Below are 18,483 nucleotides of genomic sequence, written 5' to 3'. Positions count from 1 at the left end.
ATGGCCACCAATTCCGTCCACACTGCCGGCGCACGGCAGGTGCCAGTCCTGAGCGGCGTCACCGACATCGGCGTCGCCAACTTCCAGGCCGTCGAGCGAACTTTCGCCCAGATGGTGCAGGACCGAGCTGAGGTTGAACCCGATGAGGTCGCATTTTGCCAGTGGGACGGCACACGCGCGATCCCGACCACGTGGGCGCAGTACGCCTGGGCCGTACGCGAGGTTGCGCTCGGACTGGCTGCCCTCGGCGTCGCGCCCGGGGACAGAGTCGCCATCATGGCGCCGGGCCGGGGCGAGTGGGTGATTGCGGCGCTTGGCATCCTCTCGGCCGGAGCGATCCCGGTCGGCGTCTACCCCATGAGTTCCGCTGCTGAAGTGAGGCAACTGGTCGGGCACAGCGAAGCCGTCGCCATCGTTGTCGCTGATGACAACGAGGTCGCGAAGGTCGCCGCAGTGGCGCCAGAGCTTTCCACGCTGCGAGCCGTGATCAGCTTCGATGGCTCCCAGTCGGAGCTGCCCGAAACAATCGTCAGCAGGACGTGGGCCGAATTGCGCGAGACCGGTCGAGCCCATGACGCGGCCAACCCGACGCTGTTCGACGAACGCCTCCTCGGCGGGGACATCGATCAGCCGGCAGCCTTATTCTACACCTCCGGCTCCACCGGAGCACCCAAAGGGGTCATCCACACCCACCGCACCCTGCAGTACTCCGTCCTCGGCTCGGCCGTGCTCAACCCGGAGTTAGTTGCCACGCGCCGGGACTCGCTCAGCTTCCTGGGCCTGTCCCATGTTTCTCCGGCCATGTCCGGCGTCTACGTGCCGATCATGACCCGCGCGGTGGTGACCTTCTGCCGCCTCGACCAACTCTCGGATGTCCTCCGCGGCGTACGTCCTACGGGAATCGTCTGGCCGCCGCGGCTGCACGAGAAGCTGCTCAGCGTGGCGCTGGCCGCGATCAAAGGAGCGCCGGCATCTTTCCAGAAGTCCTATGAGGACGCGATGGTCGTGGCGCGCGAGGTTGCGGCCGCGCGTCGCCGCGGCGAAGACGTGCCTGCCGAGCTGCAAGCACGCCACGACCAAGCCCAGGAAAAGGTGTTTCTGCCGCTACGCGCAAAGTTGGGTGTGGACCGGGTCAACGTCGCTTGGACTGCGTCGGGAGCGATGACGCCTGAAGTGCATGCCTTGTGGCAGCTCTGGGGCGTGGACTTGCGCGAGATGTATGGCACGACCGAGACGTGCGGCTGGGTCCTCGCGCAGTGGGACCGCGCCTTCCCACCCCCTGGGACCGTAGGCAAGGCCATGCCCAACCCGCGATTTGGGATCAAGGTCAGTAGCGAGGGCGAATTGCTGGTGAAGGGGCCCCTGCTGTTCCGCGGCTACTGGAACAACCCGGAGGCGACCGCGGACGTGATGGACGGGGAGTGGTACCGCACCGGCGACCTCGTCGAGATCGACGCCTCCGGCGAGGTCAAGCTTATCGGACGGGCCAAGGACATCATCGTCACCAGTGGCGGCAAGACCATCAATCCGCAGCCTACCGAAGTGCGCCTCAAGGCCAGCTCTCTTATCGAGGAAGCCGTGGTCGTCGGCGACGGCCGGAAATACCTCACCGTCCTCATCTGGCCGACTGAGAATGGCAGCAAGCTCGACCGGGGCGCGCTGCACGAGGGCTTGCGAAAGCAGATTGAGGATCTCAACGCCGAGCTTGCGCGTCCCCTTCAGCTCAAGGACTTCCGTATCGCGCCACGTGCGCTCTCGCCTGGAGCGGGAGAGCTTACTGCCAAGGGCACGATCCGTCGGGCTGCGGTGCTCACCTCGTTCAGTGCACTTGTGGACGAGATGTACGACTCAGCGGAGCACAACGAGTTCGCTGACCAGGCGCGGCTCCAGGGTTAAAGGAGCGAGACGTGATGCGTTCCGAGCAACCGCGTGAGCTGCGGATCGAATACCTGACCAGCGCCGAGATCGCCGAGGCGGTCGCGGCCGGTGCCCGCACAGCGATCCTTCCGCTGGGCGCGATAGAGCAGCATGGACCCCATCTTCCGTTATCAATGGACAGCGATCACGCCGATGCGCTGGCGCTCCGCATCGCCCGCAAGCTTGGTGCTGCACTGGTCCTGCCAACCGTCAGGGTTGGATACTCGCCCCACCATCTCGGCTTCTGCGGCTCGCTTTCGGTGCGTCCCTCGACGCTGGAGGCGATCTGCCTGGACTACTGCAGCAGCCTGGCTGCGCACGGGTTCGCCCGCGTCGTCCTCTTCTCCGGGCACATCGGCAATTACCCGATCATGCGCGACTTCGAACCGCGGCTGGCCGCGGCGCTCGCTCCGGCGCTTCAGGTCATCGTCTATCGAGACGGTGCCGCGATCCTCGACGCGTGGCGGACGTCCGCGCAGTCGGCCGCTGGCCTGGGTAGTCATGTTGGTGGTCATGCAGACGTGGCGGAGACCTCCGTGATGCTCGTCCTGCACCCCGAGAGGGTTCGGACCGACCGGGCGGCTGCGGGGTACTTGGGCACGGTCGACGAGGAATTCCTGCGTCGGGCGTTCGTCGAGGGCATCGATGCGGTCTCGCCCAATGGTGTCCTCGGCGACCCTGCCGGGAGTTCGAAGGCGATCGGCGACGCCGCCTTGGACGCCGTGACCGACCTCGTCGTCGCGTATGCCACTGCACAGGGAGCGCGAGCCGCATGTCATCCATGAGCGAGCAGATGGACAACAGGATGCTGCGCGACGCCTTCGGCGCGTTCCCGACGGGCGTGGTGGCCGTGGCGGCGCAGGTCGACGAGCGGCTGGTGGGTCTCGCGGCCTCCTCGTTCACCTCGATCTCTCTCGAACCCCCGCTGGTGTCGTTCGCCGTCGCGAAAGGCTCGGCCACGTGGCCCGAGCTGCGCCGGGCCGAGCACCTCGGAGTCACCGTGCTCGCCGAGGACCACGGCGCATTGTGCCGCCAACTCGCGGGGCCGGCGCAGGAGCGATTCAGCGGCGTCGCCTTCGAGATCACCGACAGCGGTGCGGTGATGCTCGCCGAGGGGATTGCCCAGTATGACTGCACTGTCCGCGAAGAGTTGGAAGCGGGCGATCACGTCATCGTGCTGCTCCGACTCCATGCCGTCGTCGTCCATAGCCGCAGGCAGCCCCTCATCTTCCACCGTAGCGAGTTCGGAAGGCTCGCGTAGCGTACCGAGCCAGGGCAGTCAGCGCTTTCTGACGATCATCTCGTCTTTTGAATGCACTGGAGGAGACATCACATGAAGAAGCGCAAGGGGAAATAAATGGGAACGAGGAATAGGCTTTTGCGTCTGGCTACCGGAACGGTGCTGACCGTTGCGCTTTCGGTTTCATCGGCCAATGCCCAGAAAAAATACGACCCTGGCGCCAGCGATAGGGAGATCAAGGTCGGCCAGACCGTGCCGTTCTCGGGACCGGCATCGGCTTACTCGTCGATAGGCAAGACAGAGGCTGCCTATTTCAAGATGATCAACGATCAGGGCGGCATCAACGGCCGCAAGATCAGCTTGATCCAGTATGACGACGCCTATTCGCCGCCGAAGGCGGTGGAGCAGGTGCGCAAGCTCATCGAGAGCGACGAGGTGCTGTTGACGTTCCAGATCGTCGGTACGCCTTCAAACGCAGCAGTGCAGAAATATCTCAATTCCAAGAAAGTGCCGCAGCTGTTCGCGGCCGCAAGCGCCTTGAGGTTCTCCGATCCGAAGAACTATCCATGGACTATGGGCTATGATCCAAACAACTTTGTCGAGGGGCGCATCTACGGCCAGTATATCCTGAATGAGCATCCGAACGCGAAGATCGGCGTGCTCTATCAGAATGACGATTTCGGCAGAGACTATCTGAGCGGCATCAAGGCGGGGCTCGGAGACATGGCCGCCAAGATGGTGGTCGCGGAAGCTGCCTACGAAGTGACCGATCCGATCGTCGATTCGCAAGTCCTCAGGATCAGGGATGCCGGCGCCGACCTGTTCTTCATCGCCGCAACCCCGAAGCAGGCGGCGCAGGCGATCAAGAAGACCGCCGAGATCGGGTGGCATCCGGTGCAGATCGTCGATATGAAGGCTAGCTCGGTCGGCAGCGTCCTGAAACCGGCTGGGCTTGAAAACGCCAAGGATCTCATCAGCACCAACTACGGCAAGGAGCCGCTCGATCCTCAATGGAAGGACGATCCGGGCGTCAAGCGCTATCTCACCTTCATGGAGAAGTATTATCCGGACGGGGATAAGAGCTCGAACTTCAACACCTATGGTTACGGCGCGGCCCAGCTTCTGGTCCACGTACTACGGCAGTGCGGCGACGACCTGACGCGCGACAACGTCATGAAGCAGGCGGCCTCGCTCAAGGATGTCGTAGGCGACCTCGCGCTGCCTGGGATCAAGATCAACACCTCGCCGACCGACTACCGCCTCCACAAACGGTTGCAGATGATGCGCTTCAACGGCGAGCGCTGGGATCTGTTCGGCCCGATCCTTGAGGATGCCGGTCCGGCGGGTTAGTTGCTGAACTCTTATCCGATCGACGGCCTGTCGGCCGCAGACGTTGTCTTCCGCTCCTCCCCTGGCCCGGCCGACTATCGCCGGGCCCTTTTTCTTAAGCGGATGTGCGCATACGATAGCTTATCGTACCGTCAAGCCTCTCTTGTCTCTCACCGAAGGATGACCTTGTTCAGTATCTCCGCAAGCATTCAAAACTCTTGCTGGCTTAGCGGGGAATATGTCTTACTGGAAATCTCTCCGACGGTCTCGATCGCGGCATTGGCTATTCGCCGACCTTTCTCGGTCAGGTCGATTTCCCGTCGTCGCTGATCCAGTGGCTCTTGGTAACTCGTGATCAGGCCGCGGGCCGTTAGACGTGGGATGACACCGTTAATCGTGGCGGAATCATAGTAGATCAAGCGTCAAGGTGATACGAGCAAGGTCCGACCTCGCGCAACTTCGCAAGGGTCGAGAAACTGCGGAACTGTCAGCCCGGTTTGCGTCGGGCCCAGCGGACTCACGTCGTGGCGGATTCGGCCATGCCATGAAGCACCGTTCCAGAAGCCAAGTCGATCGGCCGACCGACCTTAGCTCGCGCCCGGTATCCGGGAATCGGTCCAGCCGGCTGTTGCAAACTGGGATGCTGACGATGCTCGTAAAGGCGTAGCGCGCATTCGGCCCGATAAACCGAGCTTAGAAACAAAAGGAGATGTATCTTGCAATCACCCGTTCTCGTCATCGTTGGAAGCGTAAGGCCTCGACGCATTGCGCCGCAGGTTGCGGCTTGGATCGCCGCGCTCGGGCGGGACGCGACGTCCTTATCATTCGAAGTCGTCGACCTGTCGGACTGGCCGCTGCCGATGGATGACGAATCCGCAATGCCGAACACGGGTCAGTATGAGCACGAGCGTACACGTGCATGGAGCAACAAGGTCGCCGCCGCGCCAGCGTTTGTGTTCGTGACGCCCCAATATAATGGCGGCTATCCAGCGCCGCTCAAGAATGCGATCGACCACCTCTATAAGGAGTGGGCCGGAAAGCCGGCGATGATCGTCTGCTACGGTGGCCACGGCGGTGGCAAATGCGCCGAACAACTCGTGCAGGTCTGCCAATACGTCAAAATGAAGCCGGTCGCCATTCGGCCGGCGCTCATGCTGCCCCACGAACTCATCGTAGCCAATGCGGGCCAGATCGATCCGGCCGCCACATTCGCCAGCCAACTCGCCGAGGTCGAACAAGCGTTCACGCAATTGAAAGACGCCTTGGCGGACGATCAGGGCGCTACTGAGGCATAGGGCGCACACGTGAAGATCGCGCGGTCCATGAACTAGACGCACACAGCAGCCGCTGGGGCCAAGCGATGGATGTTGATCGTCGCCTCTGCGAAGTATGCACCCAAATGGCCGGTGACTGACAACTCCGCAGATCATCTTGGATAGGATTAGACGCAGCGCCCCTACTGGCTTTAAAAGGCGTATCAAATGGCTTCGACCCAGAGCAAGGCCAACTCGATTATCCATAATAGATGAATTCTCGAGAGAAGAGTTGCTCGCAAATGCCCTTTGGTTCCCCAACAGAAGCGTCATTGCACCGCGCGCTTTCCGACGCTCTGCGATCCTTCTTCAATGATCGGCATGATAAGCTCCTCTGCACCGCCAACCGGTAGGGCGAGCCAAGCGTAGCGCTAATGGGCAGGCCGCGTTTATTCGGCGATGGAGCGGTCGATTTCGAGATCAGCGATCCCGTGTCCACCAGCTTCGACAACATCCACGAAAACGCTGCGATCGTCTTCATGGCCTATTTCCTAGGGCCAAGGGCGCGCGATTATTATGAGCCCGGATCTACGCCTCGGTCCGCAAGATCCAGACTAGCGGCGTTAAGCGCGACGCGATCCGCAATCTTGAAAAGCGGGGCGCCAAAAGGGCTGCGGAGTTGCAGGCGACCGTCAAATGCGTCGTTCCCGCCCGATCGTCGACCGCGGCCAGCGATGGAATGATGCGCCTTCCGAAACAGTATAAATCGTCTCTCGACTTGCGGCACGGCAAGACAATGGCTTGGACGCTTCCGCCCGCTGGAAAATGGTTTGGCAAGCGACGACGGGCGTGCGGAGGCGTCACCGCTGCCGGTCTGGGGCGCGGGGAAAATAGCGCGCCGGCGTTGTCCCGAATGTGCGCCGGAACAGCGCGATGAATGCACTCACCGTTTCATAGCCGAGATCGAGGACGATGGTGGTCACCGGAATTTCGTCGGCGAGCATTTCCAGCGCTCGCATCAGACGTACGCGCTGCCGCCACTCGGTGAAGCTGAACCCGGTTTCGATTGGAAATCGTCGCGTCAGCGTCCGCACTGGGCTTCCGGCGAGGATGGCCCAGTCGTCTAGGCGTCGCTTATCGGCAGGATCGTCCGCAAGCGCGCGGGCAACCCGAAGCAGTCGCGGATCGGTTGGCATGGGCAAACCGAATTGCTCGCGCGGAAGCGAGCCGATTTCGTCACGGATTACCTCGGTGAGATGAGTTCTGGCCAAGCCTTGGTCGCTATCTGACCAGGTTGCCGCGCGCGCCACGCATTCGCGCAGCAAGCTCGACATTTGCATCGTTCTGGGTGCCGCCGGTAAGTCCACGCAGCAGTCCTCAGTGACATAGACGCTCCACCCGACGAAAGGTCCATGAGAGCACAGCGCATGAGAATGATGCGGCGGTATCCATACGCAATGAATCGCCGGTACAACCCAATGGCCCGAGTCCATGCCGACGGTCACGAGCCCATGCGTTGCCCCGAGAAGTTGTCCGCGCGCATGTTGATGCACGGGAGTAACCCGCGGTTCGCCACCGTTTGCCAAGACGGCGACCAGCGGAGGGCCCGCGTCCGTATCGGCGCGACTAGGTTCGATCAGTGGCTTTGACATGGCCTCAACTGCGTATTGTATGGCCTAGATCGCGCAGCAACGCCAGCGTCACATGCTATTCTCGGGTTGTGATCGAAGGAGAAATACGATGCGTGCAAAAGAAGTGATGCCGGACGACGTCGACCAGGCTGTGATCAATGGAGTTAACGTTCGCAAAGGTTCTGTGGGTGCGTTTCTCGCCAACGCCCGGATGCTGGCTGCGCCCGAAACTAGCGTTGAGGATAGGCAAACGGCAGAGCGCGATGTGATCGAGGCGCTTCCGGCTTTGCAGTCCTTGGGGCTGTTCGATGTTCTCGATATACGCGACGCACACCTTCGCGCCTTTGTCGAAGCGCACTCCGGGCCGCGCTAAGGGCTAGAAGCGAGCTGTTTGGGCGCGCGGTGCTCGAGCTCATGGAAGCTCGGCCTCCCGAACCGCAGCCGGAAAGAGAGGCATTGCGTGCGAACGGCGGCCGTTGATGGGCTACCAAGGGCCCACGTCGCGACTTAGGCTGCCCTCCGATAGAAAAACAGGGCTTCGGAAATAGTGGGTTTCGGGCTGTAGCGGTCCAGCGACTTGAACCCCCGACGGGGTGCCAATGTCTCCAATCAGCGACTTTCAACCTAAGTGCATCACCGTTCAAAAACCAATCTCGGAAGCGCGCGAGCAGGGCTGTTCTAGCCTGCGTTGGCCTTCAGGCCGGCGGCTTCGATGCCCGCCACGGCGCAGATCTCGTCATTGTCCGAGGTGTCGCCGCTGACGCCGACGGCGCCGAGCAGGGTAGCACCATCCAGGATCAGCACGCCGCCGGGCACCGGCACCATCCGCCCCTGCGCGAGCGTGTTCACGGCGTCGACGAAATAGGCCTGCTCCTGCGCGCGCTGAAACAGCGCCCGCGATCCCATCCCGAGCGCCAGCGCGCCATAGGCCTTGCCATGGGCGATTTCGGCCCGCATCAGGCTGGTGCCGTCCTGTGCCGCCGTCACCTTCACGGCGCCACGGGCGTCGAGGACGGTGACGACCAGCGGCTTGAACTTCTTCTCGACCCCCTTGGTCAGCGCGGCATCCAGAATCTTGCGGGCAGTTTCGAGAGTGAGCTCAGCCATGGGCCTCTTCCTTTGTCGGTAACAATCTGTCGAAATTCGATTTCGCACGTTTCAGGCTCATCGCCAATACTCTGGCGACATGTAGCGGCGTTCGTCCGCTGCCGTCCTTGATCTGGTGGCGGCATGAGGTCCCGTCGGCCACGATTAGCGTGTCCTGATCGGCGCCTCTGACAGCCGGCAGCAGCGACAGCTCGGCCATCTCGATCGAGGCCTGATAGGTGTCGGCACCATAGCCGAACGCACCGGCCATACCGCAGCAGCTCGACTCGATGGTCTTGACGTCGAGGCCGGGCACCAGGCGCAGCACCTTCTCCACCGGCTTGAACGCGCCGAAGGATTTTTGGTGGCAATGACCATGCACCACGGCCTTGCCGGCGACGGCGCCGAGCGGCAACGCCAGTCGTCCGGCTTCCGCTTCGCGCGCCAGAAATTCCTCGAACAGCAGCGCGTGCGCGCTGACAGTCTTGGCGGCCTCATCCGAGCGCAGCGACAGCAGCTCGTCGCGCAACGTGAGAAGGCAGCTTGGCTCGAGACCGATGATCGGCACGCCGCGGGCCGCGAACGGGACGTAGGTCGCAACCAGCCGGTCAAGCTCGGCTCGGGCTTGCTCCACCAGTCCGGCCGACAGGAACGTTCGCCCGCAGCACGGCGGCCGCCCGCCGTCCGATGGCCTCGGCAGATGCACGCGATAGCCGCCGGCGACAAGCACCTCGATCGCGGCGTCGAGATTCTCCCGCTCGTAGCCGCGGTTGAACGTATCGGCGAACAGCACGACTTCGCGGCCATCCACCGGACCGAGCGCTGTGGCGTCGGGCCGGAATGTGTCGCTGCGAAATTCCGGCAATGCGCGCTTGGCGCTGATCCCTGCGAGTTTCTCGAACAGCACGCGCAGCATCGGGCTGCGGTTACGCCAGTTCGCGATCGGGGCAAAGCGCGAGGCGAGATCGACATAGCGCGGCAGATAGCCGACCAGCCGGTCGCGCAGCGACAGGCCGTGCGTCGCCGCGCGTGCGGCCAGCACCTCGATCTTCATCTTGGCCATGTCGACGCCGGTCGGGCATTCATGGCGGCACGCCTTGCAGGAGACGCAGAGCTTCAGCGTCTCCATCATCTCGTCGGAGGCGAGCGCGTCCGCACCCAACTGGCCAGAGATCGCGAGCCGCAGCGTATTGGCGCGGCCGCGGGTGACGTCCTTCTCGTTGCGCGTGGCACGATAGGACGGGCACATCACGCCGCCTTCGAGCTTCCGGCAGGCGCCGTTGTTGTTGCACATCTCGACGGCGCCCTGGAAGCCGCCGCCGGCGCCGGGATAGGCCGACCAGTCGAGCACCGTCTTCAAGTCGCCGACGCGATAATCCGGCGAAAAACGAAACAGCGAACGGTCGTCCATCTTGGGCGGATCGACGATCTTGCCCGGGTTGAGCGTATTGGTCGGATCGAAGCGCTGCTTGACCTCGCGGAAATCGGCCACGATGCGCTGCCCGAACATCGCTTCGTGGAATTCCGAGCGCACCAGGCCGTCGCCGTGCTCGCCGGAATGCGAGCCCTTGTATTCGCGCACCATCGCGAAGGCTTCCTCGGCAATGGCGCGCATGGCCTTGACGTCCTTCTCGAGCTTGAGATTGAGCACCGGGCGCACATGCAGGCAGCCTTCGGAGGCATGCGCATACATCGTGCCGCGGGTGCCGTGCCTTGCGAACACGGCATTGAGCCGCTCGGTGTAGTCGGCGAGATACGGCAGCGGCACCGCGCAATCCTCGACGAACGAGACCGGCTTGCCCTCCTGCTTCATCGACATCATGACGTTGAGGCCGGCGGCGCGGAAATCGGCGATGCCGGTCTGCAACGCGGGCTCGACGATCTCGACCACGCCGCCCCATTTGCGCTGCGGCTTGTCCCAGCCGAAGCCGAGGTCGGCCATCAGCTCGCCGAGTTGCTTGAGGCGGGCGAGGTTGTCGGCGTGATCCTCTTCGGCGAACTCGACCACCAGGATGGCGTCCGGATCGCCGCGCACCGCAGCCGAGATGATCGGCTGGAACATCGCGATCTCGCGGCCGAGTGCGATCATGGTGCGGTCGACCAGCTCCACAGCAATGGGTCGCAGCTTGACCAGATGCTGGGCCGCGTCCATCGCCTCGTAGAAGCTGCCGAAATGGCAGACGCCGAGCGCCTTGTTGCGGATTACAGGCCACAGCTTGAGTTCGACCTGCGTCGTGAAGGCGAGGGTGCCCTCCGAGCCGACCAGAAGATGCGCCAGATTGTTTGGCGCGTTGCGCGGCACCAGCGCATCGAGGTTATAGCCGCCGACGCGGCGCTGCACCTTGGGGAATTTGTCGGCGATCTCGAGCGCCTCGCGCTCGCCGAGATCGAGCATGTCGCGAAACAGCTTCAGTCCGCTGTCGGACGAATTGACCCGCGTCAGGTCGCGCGGCACCTCGCCGAAATGCAGCAGCGTGCCGTCGGCGAGCGCAGCATCCATCGACAGCGTGTTGTCGCGCATCGTGCCGTAGCGCAGCGAGCGGCCGCCGCAGGAGTTGTTGCCGGCCATACCGCCGATCGTGGCGCGCGATGCGGTCGAGACGTCGACCGGAAACCACAGCCCGTGTTTCCTGAGCTGGCGGTTGAGATCGTCGAGCACGATGCCGGGCTCGACCACGCAGGTTCGATTATCGACGTCGAGCGAGATGATCCGGTTCAGATGCTTGGACAGGTCGACGACGATGCCGTTATTGACGGTCTGGCCGCATTGCGAGGTGCCGCCGCCGCGCGGGGTGACGATCCGCCCGGCGTCGCGGACGATCGCGAGCGTCCGCAGCGCCTCGTCGACGGTTCGCGGCACCACCACGCCGGCCGGCATGATCTGGTAGAATGAGGCGTCGGTCGCGTAGCGGCCGCGGTTGAAGGCGTCGAAAAACACGTCGCCGGCCAGTTCGGACCGCAGGCGCTGTTCGAGCGAGGTGGCGTTCTTCATCCCAGATCCGATGTGATCCATGACGCAACAAAGGGTTGCTCATGGATTATGCATTCTCTCGACGTGAGAATTACATTATGAATTCATAATGGGCAAGGATGGGCTGCCCTCCAGCCATCCTTGTGCCCGCCCCTTTAGTCGTTCTGGGGCGTCGTCTCCAGGCCGCTGTCCGGCCCCTCCGCGAGGTGATCGATGGCGGCGGCCCGCTTGTTGCGCAGGTGCTGGAACAGGATGTCGCTAAGCTCGCTTGCCGCGCGCCGGCGCAGCGCATCGAGGATCGCCTCGTGCTCGCGCATCGCCTCGGCCCAGCGCTGCCGCTTGCGGGCGAAATTGGCGGAATAGCGCACGCGACGGATCCGGCCGGCGAAGTTGGCGTAGGTGGCCTTCAGCGCATCGTTGCGCGCGGCCGCAACGATGCTCTCGTGGATTTGTTGGTTGGTCTGGAAATAGCCGTGCATGTCGCGGTGCAGATAATGGCCGTACATCTCGTAGTGCAGCCGCTCGATCGCGACGATTTCCTCGTCGGTGATGATCTCGCACGCCAGCCGTCCGGCGAGGCTCTCGAGCCCGGCCATGACGTCGAACAATTCCTCGAGGTCGCGCGGGCTGAGCCGGCGCACCCGCGCGCCTCGGTTGGGCAAGAGCTCGATCAGGCCCTCGGCGGCCAGCACCTTGAGCGCCTCGCGGAGCGGCGTCCTTGAGATACCCAGCATCTCGCAGAGCTGCCGCTCTGGAACGCGGGCGCCCTCGGGAATGTTGCCTTCCACCACATAGTCGCGGAGCCGCAGCAGGATCTCGCCGTGAAGCGAGGCCTCCTGGCGGTCGCCGCCGTTGCCGGCGGTGGGCGGGCTGATCGGAACCCCGGCTTCGGGAATCGCGGATTTCATATTCTGAACAATAATTTGCCGGCGAGGTCGCGTCGATGCTCTCGATTGAATACCAGATTTGGATTGAAAAGAGGACAAAAAATGAATGCAAAATAGCTCACAGAGAAGCCGAAATCCGGCGATTGGGAGGTTCTCATGCATCAAGGGCGCCATTTTCTGCAGATTCCAGGGCCGAGCCCGGTCCCGGATCGCATTCTTCGGGCTATGGACATGCCGGTCATCGACCACCGCAGCGCCGAATTCGCCGCGCTCGGCCGCGCCGTGCTCGAGGGCAGCCAGAAGGTATTTCAGACCAGGGGTCCGGTGGTGATCTTCCCGTCATCCGGGACCGGCGCCTGGGAGGCCGCGATCGTCAATACCCTGTCGCCGGGCGACAAGGTTCTGATGGTCGAGACCGGCCACTTCGCCACCCTGTGGCGGCAGATGGCCGGCCGGTTCGGCATCGAGGTGGATTTCATGCCCGGCGACTGGCGCCGTGGCGCCGACCCGATCCAGATTGAAGCCAGGCTTGCCGCCGACACCGCGCACAGCATCAAGGCGGTGATGGTCGTCCACAACGAGACCTCGACCGGCGCGACCAGCCGGATCTCGGACATCCGTGCCGCGATCGACCGCACCTCGCATCCGGCGTTCCTGATGGTCGACACCATTTCCTCGCTGGGCTCGGTCGATTACCGGCACGACGAGTGGAAGGTCGACGTCAGCGTCAGCTGCTCGCAAAAGGGCTTCATGCTGCCGCCTGGCCTCGGCTTCAACGCCATCTCGGAGAAGGCGCGCGCCGCGTCGCGCATCAACCGGATGCCGCGCTCCTATTTCGACTGGGAGGAAATGCTGAAGCTGAACGCCAAGGGCTTCTTCCCCTATACGCCGGCGACGAACCTGCTCTACGGGCTGCGCGAGGCGATCGCGATGCTGCTGGAGGAGGGGCTCGACAACGTGTTCGCCCGCCATCAGCGGCTGGCCGCCGCCACGCGCGCCGCCGTCAATCAGTGGGGGCTCGAGGTTCTGTGCCAGGAGCCCTCGGAATTCTCGCCGGTGCTGACCGCGGTGATGATGCCGCCTGGCCATGACGCCGATCAGTTCCGCAAGGTCGTGCTCGACAATTTCAACATGTCGCTCGGTGCCGGCCTGTCGAAGGTCGCGGGCAAGGTGTTCCGCATCGGTCATCTCGGCGAGTGCAACGAGCTGACGTTGCTTGGCGCGCTGACCGGCGTCGAGATGGGATTGTCGGTCGCCGGTGTGCCGCACCGCTCTGGCGGCGTCGAGGCAGCGATGAAGCTTCTCGAACAGCGCGACCAGCGCAATACACCGCCGCATCTGAAAGTCGTCGGCACCTAGCAGCCAGCGCGTCAACAAACTTCAAAAAAATCGCGGGGGAGGGGATATGAGGCTTCGGTTCAAGGCCACCCATGTCGTGTTGGCCATGCTCTGCGTGATGTACTTCATCACCTATGTGGACCGGGTGAACATCGGCACCGCGGCCGGCGAGATCCAGAAGGAGCTCGGCCTGTCCAATACCGAGCTCGGTCTGGTGTTCTCGGCATTCGCCTATCCGTACCTGCTGTTTCAGGTGATCGGCGGCTGGGTCGGCGATCGCTTCGGGCCGCGCCAGACCTTGTTCTGGTGCGGCATGATCTGGGCCGCGGCGACCATCATGACCGGCTTTGTCCATGGCCTTGCCGCGCTGTTTGTCGCGCGTTTGGCGCTGGGGTTCGGCGAAGGCGCGACGTTTCCGACCGCGACGCGCGCGATGCAGTACTGGACGCCGGCGAACCGCCGCGGCTTCGCGCAAGGCCTGACGCATTCATTCGCGCGGCTCGGCAATGCCATCACTCCGCCGGTGGTCGCGCTGCTGATCCTCTGGCTGACCTGGCGCGGCGCGTTCGTCGTGCTCGGCGTCGTCAGCCTGATCTGGGGCATCGCGTGGGTCTGGTACTTCCGCAACGAGCCGCGGGACCATGGCTCGATCACCGCGGCCGAGCTTGCGACATTGCCGACGCGTCCGCAGGGCGAGCGGCCGAAGGTGCCGTGGGGACCGCTGCTGCAGCGGATGTGGCCGGTGACGCTGACCTATTTCTGCTACGGCTGGTGCCTGTGGCTCTATCTCAACTGGCTGCCGCTGTTCTTCAAGAACAACTACAGCCTCGATCTCAAGAACTCGGCGCTGTTCGCATCCGGCGTGTTCTTTGCCGGCGTCGTCGGCGACAGCATCGGCGGCGTCATCTCCGACCGCATTCTCGAGCGCACCGGGAATGTACGGCTGGCGCGACTCAGCGTGACGGTCGTGGGCTTCGCCGGCGCGCTGCTGTCGCTGATGCCGATCCTGTTCGTTCACGACATCACGGTGGTGGCGCTCTGCCTGTCGGCCGGATTCTTCTGTGCCGAGCTCGTGATCGGGCCGATGTGGTCGATCCCGATGGACATCGCGGCGAAATATTCCGGCACCGCCGCGGGGATCATGAACACCGGCTCGGCTTTCGCGGCCATCGTGTCGCCGCTGGTCGCCGGCTTCGTCATCGACGCCACCGGAAACTGGTACCTGCCGTTCCTGATGTCGATGGGCCTGCTGCTGGTCGGCGGCTTCTCGGCGTTCCTGATGCATCCCGAGCGGCCGTTCGAGGAGACGAACGAATCGGTGGTGCCGGGCAAGGTGGTGGCCGCCGAATGAGGCGCTGCCGGCCCGGCGGAGCGCCGTCAGATATGCATGACCGACCCCCGCCGGGCCTAGGACAAACCCGGCGAATAGTGATATGCGAGCGGCTCACCACGACCAAGACGAGACCGGGAAAGACGCTCATGACCGTGCATACTGGAAGGCATTTTCTGCAGATTCCGGGACCGACCAACGTGCCGGACCGGGTGCTGCGGGCCATGGATATGCCGACCATGGACCATCGCGGTCCCGAGTTCGCCGAGATCGGTTTTGCCGTGCTTTCTGCGATGCAGCGTGTGTTCCGGACCAAGCAGCCCGTGATCATCTACCCGTCGTCGGGGACCGGCGCCTGGGAGGCCGCGATCGTCAACACGCTGCAGCCCGGCGACAAGGTCCTGATGTGCGAGACCGGGCAGTTCGCCGTGCTGTGGCATGGCATTGCCGACAAGTTCAAGCTCGACGTCGACTTCATATCGGGCGACTGGCGCCACGGCGCCGACCTCGAGCAGATCGAGGCCAGACTGTCCGCCGACAAGGCGCACAAGATCAAGGCGGTCTGCGTGGTCCATAACGAGACCTCGACCGCCTGCGTCACCTATCCGCGCGACGTCCGCAAGATCCTCGACACACTGAAGCATCCGGCGCTCTTGATGGTCGACACCATATCCGGCCTCGGCTCGCTGGAATATGAGCATGATGCCTGGGGCATCGATGTCTCCATCGCCGGCTCCCAGAAGGGGCTGATGCTGCCGCCCGGCCTCGGCTTCAACGCCGTGTCGGAGAAGGCGCTCGCCGTGGCCAAGGCCAATCCGGGCATGCGCTCCTATTGGGATTGGCAGGAAGTCATCAACATCAACAAGGCCGGCACCTGGCCGTATACGCCCGCCACCAACCTCCTGTTCGGCCTGCGCGAGGCCGTGAAGATGCTGGAGGAGGAGGGCCTCGAGAACGTCTTCGCCCGCCACAAGCGCCACAGTGAGGCGACCCGCGCGGCGATCAAGGTCTGGGGCCTCGAGACACAATGCCAGGAGCAGGGCGCACACTCGCCGGCGCTGACCGCGGTGCGGGTGCCTGACGGCCACGACGCCGATCATTTCCGCAAGATCGTGCTGGAGAATTTCGACATGTCGCTCGGCACCGGCCTCAACAAGGTCAAGGGCAAGGTGTTCCGGATCGGGCATATCGGGCACTTCAACGACCTGATGCTGATGGGCACGCTGTCCGGCGTCGAGATGGGGCTTGATCTGGCCAAGGTGCCGCATCGCAGCGGCGGCGTGCTGGCGGCGATGGAGGTCCTGAAGGGACGCGACGCTTCGCAGTCGAAGGCTGTCGCTTAAAAGGCTGTCGCCTGAAATCGAATCGCAAACAACAGAAAGAGCGAGACATGAACGCGCCCGTCACTTCGACCGAAGACCTGATCTATTCCGTCGAGGACGGGATCGCGCGCATCACGTTCAACCGGCCGCAGGCGCGCAATGCGCTGACCTTTGCGATGTACGAGCAGATGGCGGCGATCTGCGAGAACATCAATCAGGATCACTCCATCAAGGCGCTGATCATGACCGGTGCCGGCGACAAGGCGTTCGCCTCGGGCACCGACATCTCGCAGTTCCGGGCCTTCAAGACTGCCCAGGATGCGCTGGACTATGAGGCGCGGATCGACCGCGTGCTGGGCACGCTCGAACAGTGCCGCGTGCCCGTGATCGCGGCGATCGCCGGCGCCTGCACCGGCGGTGGCGCCGGCATTGCCGCCTGCTGCGATATCCGGATCGGCACGGAGGCGACGCGGATCGGCTTCCCGATCGCGCGCACGCTCGGCAACTGCCTCTCGATGTCCAACATCTCGCGGCTGGTGTCACTGATCGGTCCAGCGCGGACCAAGGATCTGATCTTCAAGGCGCGCCTCGTCGAGGCGCCCGAGGCGCTGGCGCTCGGGCTGTTGAACGAAGTCGTCCCCGATGTGGAGACGTTGCAGCGCCGCGCCACCGAGACGGCGAAGCTCGTCGCGGGCCACGCGCCGATCACGCTCGAAGTGACCAAGGAAGCGGTGCGCCGCATCCGCCGCACGCTGTTGCGTGAGGAGGGCGAGGACCTGATCCTGCGCGCCTATATGAGCGAGGATTTCCGCGAGGGCATGGACGCCTTCCTCAACAAGCGCGCGCCCAACTTCAAGGGCAAGTAACGGTCGTCCTGGAATCCTGGCGGAAAGCGCGCTTTTCGCATTGATCCCCGTTGTCAGAAAGCGTGGGCCCGAGACGGACTCCGCGCTGTTTTGATTGTTGGTCCTGAGCGTCCCCACCTCATTCCAAAGTCATAGGCCATGCGGCAGTTCGCGGCTTGAACTCACCTTCATTCTCGGCACAATGACGCGAGCCCGCCACCTCGCAGGTTTTACCAAGCCGAACAAATAGATAGGGAAGAAACACGTGGGACAGATTGTAAAAACCACGGCTGCAATCGCGGCCCTCTTGCTGAGCACGCCGGCCTTTGCCGGCTGGGAGCCGAGCAAGCCGGTCGAAATCGTGGTCGCGGCCGGTGCCGGCGGCGCCTCAGACCAGATGGCGCGCATGATGCAGGCGGCGATCCAGAAGAACAATCTGATGAAGCAGCCGATGGTGGTGTCGCTGAAGGGCGGCGCGTCGGGTGCGGAAGCGCTGATGTACATGAAGTCCAGCGAGGGTGATCCCAACAAGGTGCTGATCGCCTATTCGCTGATCTACATGCTGCCGCTGTCGGCCAAGATTCCGTTCAACTGGCGCGACCTCACCCCGGTGTCGGTGATCGCGCTCGACCAGTTCGTGTTGTGGGACAACGCCTCCGGTCCGAAGACCGTGAAGGAGTTCATCGCTGCCGCGAAGGCGGCGAGCGCGCCGTTCAAGATGGGCGGTACGGGCTCCAAGCGCGAGGATCACGTGCTGACCGTCTCCATGGAGCAGAAGACCGGCGCAAAGTTCTCCTACCTGCCATACAAGTCCGGCGGCGAGGCCGCGACCCAGCTGGTCGGCGGCCACACCGAGTCCAACGTCAACAATCCCAGCGAGAACCTCGAAGTCTGGCGCGCCGGACAGGTTCGCGCGCTCTGCGTGTTCGACAAGGAGCGCATCTCCTACAAGACCAAGGTCACCGACACGCAATCCTGGAACGACATCCCGACCTGCAAGGAAGAGGGGCTCGACGTGCAGTATCTGATGCTGCGCGCGATGTTCCTGCCGGGCAAGGTCACGCAGGAGCAGCAGGCGTTCTATGTCGACCTGTTTCAGAAGGTGACGCAGACGGCTGAATACAAGGACTACATGGAGAAGCAGGCGCTGAAGCCGATCTTCCTCACCGGCAAGGACATGGTCGAGTTCCTCGAGGATGACGACAAGCAGAATGCCTCGCTGATGAATGCGGCAGGGTTCGTCGCAAAATAGCGGATTCGCCGTCATTCCGGGGCGATGCGAAGCAGCGAACCTCAGATGCGCAATTGCGCATCGGGGAATCTCGAGATTCCGG

The 18,483-nt window shown here is 63.4% G+C and carries 15 protein-coding genes; 11 read left to right on the top strand and 4 right to left on the bottom strand.

Annotated features, from left to right (window positions below):
• The 5 genes from ACVWY5_RS23890 (at nucleotide 1) to ACVWY5_RS23870 (ending at nucleotide 5,781) form a co-directional block, all read left to right on the top strand.
• Nucleotides 1-1,896 (top strand): AMP-dependent synthetase/ligase, encoded by a 1,896-nt coding sequence (locus tag ACVWY5_RS23890; RefSeq protein WP_038378024.1) that lies wholly within the window; start codon nucleotides 1-3, stop codon nucleotides 1,894-1,896.
• A gap of 14 nt (nucleotides 1,897-1,910) precedes the next feature.
• Complete coding sequence (locus tag ACVWY5_RS23885) at nucleotides 1,911-2,702, top strand: creatininase family protein (RefSeq protein WP_028337743.1); 792 nt, start codon at nucleotides 1,911-1,913, stop codon at nucleotides 2,700-2,702.
• Nucleotides 2,690-3,178, top strand: coding sequence for a flavin reductase family protein (locus ACVWY5_RS23880; RefSeq protein ID WP_028337742.1), 489 nt, complete (start codon nucleotides 2,690-2,692; stop codon nucleotides 3,176-3,178). Before ACVWY5_RS23885 ends, ACVWY5_RS23880 begins: the two co-directional genes overlap by 13 nt.
• A 96-nt stretch (nucleotides 3,179-3,274) precedes the next feature.
• Nucleotides 3,275-4,507: an ABC transporter substrate-binding protein gene (locus ACVWY5_RS23875; protein ID WP_038378021.1), complete on the top strand. Its 1,233-nt coding sequence runs from the start codon at nucleotides 3,275-3,277 to the stop codon at nucleotides 4,505-4,507.
• Between the two features lie 695 nt (nucleotides 4,508-5,202).
• A complete protein-coding gene (locus tag ACVWY5_RS23870) occupies nucleotides 5,203-5,781 on the top strand; it encodes an NADPH-dependent FMN reductase (protein ID WP_321177152.1) in 579 nt (192 codons plus the stop codon).
• 818 nt (nucleotides 5,782-6,599) lie between these two features.
• On the opposite strand, the gene ACVWY5_RS23865 is transcribed toward ACVWY5_RS23870, so the two are convergent.
• On the bottom strand, nucleotides 6,600-7,073 hold the full coding sequence (locus ACVWY5_RS23865; RefSeq protein WP_028337739.1) for a helix-turn-helix domain-containing protein: 474 nt from the start codon (nucleotides 7,071-7,073) through the stop codon (nucleotides 6,600-6,602).
• A 406-nt stretch (nucleotides 7,074-7,479) separates the two neighbouring features.
• Here ACVWY5_RS23865 and ACVWY5_RS23860 point away from each other — a divergent pair, with 406 nt between their 5' ends.
• Entirely contained in the window at nucleotides 7,480-7,743 is a 264-nt protein-coding gene (locus ACVWY5_RS23860; protein ID WP_028337738.1) for a hypothetical protein, read from the top strand.
• A gap of 305 nt (nucleotides 7,744-8,048) precedes the next feature.
• Here ACVWY5_RS23860 and ACVWY5_RS23855 read toward each other — a convergent pair whose 3' ends face one another.
• The 3 genes from ACVWY5_RS23855 to ACVWY5_RS23845 all read right to left on the bottom strand — a co-directional run bounded on the left by ACVWY5_RS23855 (nucleotide 8,049) and on the right by ACVWY5_RS23845 (nucleotide 12,335).
• Entirely contained in the window at nucleotides 8,049-8,477 is a 429-nt protein-coding gene (locus ACVWY5_RS23855; RefSeq protein WP_028337737.1) for a GlcG/HbpS family heme-binding protein, read from the bottom strand.
• Complete coding sequence (locus tag ACVWY5_RS23850; RefSeq protein WP_038378019.1) at nucleotides 8,470-11,448, bottom strand: FAD-binding and (Fe-S)-binding domain-containing protein; 2,979 nt, start codon at nucleotides 11,446-11,448, stop codon at nucleotides 8,470-8,472. Before ACVWY5_RS23850 ends, ACVWY5_RS23855 begins: the two co-directional genes overlap by 8 nt.
• Nucleotides 11,449-11,582: 134 nt before the next feature.
• Nucleotides 11,583-12,335: a GntR family transcriptional regulator gene (locus ACVWY5_RS23845; protein WP_028337736.1), complete on the bottom strand. Its 753-nt coding sequence runs from the start codon at nucleotides 12,333-12,335 to the stop codon at nucleotides 11,583-11,585.
• A gap of 135 nt (nucleotides 12,336-12,470) precedes the next feature.
• Here ACVWY5_RS23845 and ACVWY5_RS23840 point away from each other — a divergent pair, with 135 nt between their 5' ends.
• The 5 genes from ACVWY5_RS23840 to ACVWY5_RS23820 all read left to right on the top strand — a co-directional run bounded on the left by ACVWY5_RS23840 (nucleotide 12,471) and on the right by ACVWY5_RS23820 (nucleotide 18,401).
• Nucleotides 12,471-13,673, top strand: coding sequence for a pyridoxal-phosphate-dependent aminotransferase family protein (locus ACVWY5_RS23840; RefSeq protein WP_028337735.1), 1,203 nt, complete (start codon nucleotides 12,471-12,473; stop codon nucleotides 13,671-13,673).
• A gap of 46 nt (nucleotides 13,674-13,719) precedes the next feature.
• The gene (locus ACVWY5_RS23835; RefSeq protein WP_028337734.1) at nucleotides 13,720-15,003 is read left to right on the top strand and encodes an MFS transporter; all 1,284 of its coding nucleotides are present in this window, start codon (nucleotides 13,720-13,722) and stop codon (nucleotides 15,001-15,003) included.
• Nucleotides 15,004-15,131: 128 nt separating this feature from the next.
• The gene (locus ACVWY5_RS23830) at nucleotides 15,132-16,325 is read left to right on the top strand and encodes a pyridoxal-phosphate-dependent aminotransferase family protein (RefSeq protein ID WP_028337733.1); all 1,194 of its coding nucleotides are present in this window, start codon (nucleotides 15,132-15,134) and stop codon (nucleotides 16,323-16,325) included.
• Between the two features lie 47 nt (nucleotides 16,326-16,372).
• Nucleotides 16,373-17,170 (top strand): enoyl-CoA hydratase/isomerase family protein, encoded by a 798-nt coding sequence (locus ACVWY5_RS23825; RefSeq protein WP_028337732.1) that lies wholly within the window; start codon nucleotides 16,373-16,375, stop codon nucleotides 17,168-17,170.
• A 253-nt stretch (nucleotides 17,171-17,423) separates the two neighbouring features.
• A complete protein-coding gene (locus ACVWY5_RS23820) occupies nucleotides 17,424-18,401 on the top strand; it encodes a Bug family tripartite tricarboxylate transporter substrate binding protein (RefSeq protein ID WP_431017532.1) in 978 nt (325 codons plus the stop codon).
• Nucleotides 18,402-18,483: the final 82 nt, after the last annotated feature.

The organism is Bradyrhizobium sp. USDA 3256 (assembly GCF_054058275.1).
This window is presented reverse-complemented; position numbering and strand designations above follow the sequence as displayed.